Genomic DNA, 2,644 nt, shown 5'->3' with positions numbered 1-2,644 from the left:
TTAGCGACATATTACTCAATGCTTGATCAACCAAGGTCGGTTGTACGGGGTAAGGATAGTATGCAAGGGACGTATTTAGGTCCCGAGTTTAGTTCGAATGATATAAGGTCTAAGCTGACTGACCTTGGAGCCAGTTTCACAGAGTTAAATGCTAACGAGATTATCGAAAAAACTGCCTCTGCGTTGGCAGATGGTCTGGCGATAGGTTGGATGTCTGGCCGGATGGAGTTTGGTCCGAGATCGCTTGGGGGGCGAAGTATTATTGCAGACCCTAGATCTACAACTATGCAGAAAAATTTGAACTTAAAAGTTAAATTCCGAGAGTCTTTCAGGCCATTTGCACCTAGCATCCTGCGAGAAGATCTTGAAAGTTGGTTTAATCTCGATTGCGATAGTCCTTATATGCTGCTAGTTGCTGATGTAGCCGAAACCAAAAAACTTTCTGTGAAGGACGAATCTGAGGGAATTGAAAAGTTAAAGATACCGAGGTCAATTATACCAGCGGTCACTCACGTTGACGGTAGTGCTAGAGTTCAAACAGTACATGAAGACACCAACCCTAAATATCATGCCTTAATTTCTCGCTTCAAAGAAATTACAGATTGCCCTGTCTTAGTGAATACTTCTTTTAATGTCCGTGGAGAGCCGGTTGTCTGTACACCAGAAGATGCGTTTCGATGTTTTATGGGAACCGACTTAGATATACTCGTCATAGATAATTTCTTCTTGGTTAAGAGCGAGCAGGACAAAAAGCTATCTAAGAGTTACAAGGATAAGTATGAACTCGATTAAAGGTAGAAAGCTTCGTTTATGGCTCAGTCTCTTTGTGATAATGGGCAGCTTCACATACTTATTGCTCATACTTGTAGATATCTCTTTTGCTAAATATCTTTCTAATTCAGCTTCTGGTTTATCTTCTGAATCCAAAAGCATTATTAATAAGCGTGTTCAGGAAGAGGACATTCCTCAAAAAAAAGTGACACTAGAAAATGGGTATCAGCCAATTCTTTATCCGTATTTTGTGGCAGCAGATCCTGACATCAAGACACTGGCAATGAAACATGGTGTTGCGCCTCTAGCACCTCAACCTGAGACTGATATTTATTTTTGTAATGAAGGGTATGGGTTAGTTAAATATAAAACGGATCGCTTTGGTTTTCGTAATCCCGATAGCGTTTGGGATCAGAAAGTGAAACTCACTTTGGTTGGTGACTCCTTTGTTCAAGGAGCTTGTGTGTCATATGACGACACATTACAGGGGCGGCTCAGAAAGAGTGGTATTGAGAGTATTAGCCTCGGGACTGGAGCAAACTCACCTTATCATTACTCAGCTTTGATCCAGAGCTTTCTACCTTGTATCTCTCCTCAGTTTTTAGGTATCGTTTTTTACTCAAATGACAATATTACTGAGGAGAATAGATTTCATTTTAATCACTATTTTAATGGTGATCAGGAAAATTCCTACTTGTCTAAAGATTGCTCCAAACTTAGTGATGGGTTAGTCAGTTTCTATAACGACGTCAGTGAAATCATGTTATCTAAAGCTGAATCTATTGATAACTTATCTCTTCCTGGAAAAACAAGTTTTCTTAAGAGCTTGGGCCGCTACTTTTCATTACCAACTATAAGAAAGTTGATAAGTAGAGTTAGTGATACAGAATTGCCACATAGCTCGAAGTATGCAATAGATAAAGCGGTGAGTATGTGTGAGATAAATGATTGTACTCCGTTTATTGTTTATATCCCAAATTCATCGTATTGGAACCCAGACTCTCGGGCGGTTGAGTATGTGGCAGCTCTAAAAAAATACTCAGGTTCAAAAGTCTCGTTTATTGATTTAACGGATGTGTTAAAGCCCTATGGTAACCAAGCATACGCACTCAAAGGTGGACATTTATCACCATTAGGGTATGAGCTGGCAGCAAAGGAAATTGAGAAAGTTCTACAGTAAACGATTATTGGATGCATCGTGCTAAATATCGTATTCAGTATAAACCTGAGTTTATACGTTAGGTAAGAAAATAAAAGTATTAGAGGCTTCAAAATTTAAAATGACAATAAATGAAAAGAAAACACTCCTAATAATCGGCGCAGGCGGTCATGGCCAAGCGGTAATGGATTTAGCTGAAATTACTGGTGAGTATAGTGATATCTTCTTCGCTGATGATAATGCGCCGACTAATGAACTCGTTATGGGCCGAGAGGTTGTCGCTAAGGTAGAGGATGTCTTTAAAGGTGATATTAAAGTCGATGATGTGTTTGTTGCCATTGGGAATAATGCTGTAAGAAAGCAGATTGTCCAGCGCTTAAAAGTTGAAGGTTTTAACTTAACGACGCTAATACACCCGAGAGCGACGGTAAGTAAGTATGCTCAAATAGAAGATGGCGTAGCCATTATGGCCGGCGCTTATGTCGGTACGAGTGCAGTGGTTAAAACGGGCGTAGTGATAAACGCAAATGCCACAGCAGATCATGACTGTATATTACATGAGTTTTCTCATCTCGGCGTAGGCGTTCAGCTTGCTGGAGGTGTTGAAGTAGGTGCAATGGCTTGGTTGCAAGCGGGAAGTTGCTGTGGATACTTTGTAAAAGCTGAAAAAGGAAAAACCTACCCGCCAGGTTCAGTGCTTGCTTCGTAATTTTG

Annotated in this window: 3 protein-coding genes; all 3 read left to right on the top strand. The window is 40.4% G+C overall.

What is annotated here, in order from left to right; translation table 11 throughout:
- A partial coding sequence (locus A3761_RS20955) for a carbamoyltransferase C-terminal domain-containing protein (RefSeq protein WP_304439634.1) occupies positions 1 to 792 on the top strand: 792 nt, incomplete at its 5' end.
- A complete protein-coding gene (locus A3761_RS20950) occupies positions 779 to 1,951 on the top strand; it encodes an SGNH/GDSL hydrolase family protein (protein WP_068739483.1) in 1,173 nt (390 codons plus the stop codon). The genes A3761_RS20955 and A3761_RS20950, both read left to right, overlap by 14 nt.
- A gap of 100 nt (positions 1,952 to 2,051) precedes the next feature.
- Positions 2,052 to 2,639, top strand: a complete 588-nt coding sequence (locus A3761_RS20945; protein WP_068739485.1) for an acetyltransferase — start codon at positions 2,052 to 2,054, stop codon at positions 2,637 to 2,639.
- Positions 2,640 to 2,644 lie beyond the last annotated feature (5 nt).

This window comes from Oleiphilus sp. HI0123 (assembly GCF_001635315.1).
Note: the sequence above shows the minus strand (reverse complement) of the source record. Positions and strands in the feature narration are given on the sequence as shown.